Source organism: Streptomyces sp. PsTaAH-137 (assembly GCF_003259365.1).
In the GTDB taxonomy this organism is placed as follows: Bacteria; Actinomycetota; Actinomycetes; order Streptomycetales; family Streptomycetaceae; genus Streptomyces.
Map to the genome: position 1 here is coordinate 1 of NZ_QLLY01000107.1, position 1,244 is coordinate 1,244.

Here is a 1,244-nt window from a genome sequence, read left to right on the forward strand (position 1 = left end):
GATCACCGCCGACTCGTCGCACCCCATGGACCAGCAGGCGAGCGCCGCTCCGCCGAGCGTGCTCCCGCCCGGCGCCGCTCCCTCGGACGCCGGGTCCGCCGGCGACGAGGTCCGGCCGCGCCCCGCGAGGTAGGCGCGCAGGTTCAGGTCGTCCCCGACTCCGCGCGGATGGCCGACGCAGTCCATCATCGGCACGTCGGAGAGATGATCCCCGTACGCGTAGCAGTCCTGCGGGCTGAGGTACGGGTGCTCGGCGAGGACACGGAGCACGGCCGCGCGCTTGCCCTCCCCGATCATGGGCTCGCCGATGTCACCGGTGAGCACGCCCTGCTGGACGACGGGTTCGCTGCTCATGAAGCGTACGGCGCCCACCGTCTCGCCGATGGGGGCCAGGCAGGGCGCGAAGGAGCCGCTGACGAGGACGACGTCGGCGCCCCGCTCCTGGTGGCGGCGCAGTTCGTCGAGGGTCTCGTCGATGAAGAACCCGGGCTGCGCGGAACGCTGGTCGTACCAGGCCCGGCCGAGGTCGCCGAGCAGCTGCGCGGAGTAGCCGGTCCAGGCGCTGCGGTAGTAGGCGCGGTTGACGTCCGCGCGGGGCGCGCCGGCCGCGGACATCGCGTCGAGCCGGGCGCGGGTGGTGCGGTAGAGCGTCTCCCCCTCGGCGCCGTACAGACGCACGAGAGCGAACTGCAGGAAGTCGAACATGCTCTTGCAGTTCACGAGCGTCTCGTCGACGTCGCTGAACACGAGGTACGCCGGTCTGGTGGCTGTGATCGTGCTGGTCATGCTGGTTCCCACCCCTTAGGTATTCCTTCGCGAAGGTATCTTATGGCCGGCAGGGCGCGCCAGGAGTTCTCGGCTCGGCGCCTCGCAGGGAGTGGTGCGCGGCCGCCCACATCTGGCCGAACATCCCGCCGGCGGGCATTCCCCACAGGGCGGCTCCCTCCGCCTCGGCCGCGCGGGCCCGGTCCACGGAGGGGCTTCGACGGCCGGATCCGGCTCCGGGCGTCCAGTTGATGGCGTCCAGGACGTCCACGACGAGCGATGCGGCGTCGGGTGCGGCGATCGCGGCGGATGCGGGTGCGTTCCTGGTGCTGGCGGCGCTGCGCATGAGGTTCCCTTCGTCGGGCCTGCCCGGCCTGCGGTCGGCACACCGGTCGGCGCCCCGCACGATCAGCGAAACAAACCTTCGCGAAGGTATCAACAGTCATGCGAATCCGTGATCCCACTTGCCCCGGAGGCGC

General features: G+C 71.4%; 2 protein-coding genes. Both read right to left on the reverse strand.

Going from position 1 to position 1,244, the window contains the following annotated elements:
- Positions 1 to 786: HAD-IB family hydrolase (locus K377_RS41235; protein WP_111668728.1), on the reverse strand; the 786-nt coding region annotated here is incomplete at its 3' end.
- Between the two features lie 40 nt (positions 787 to 826).
- Entirely contained in the window at positions 827 to 1,111 is a 285-nt protein-coding gene (locus tag K377_RS41505) for a hypothetical protein (protein WP_146614884.1), read from the reverse strand.
- Positions 1,112 to 1,244 lie beyond the last annotated feature (133 nt).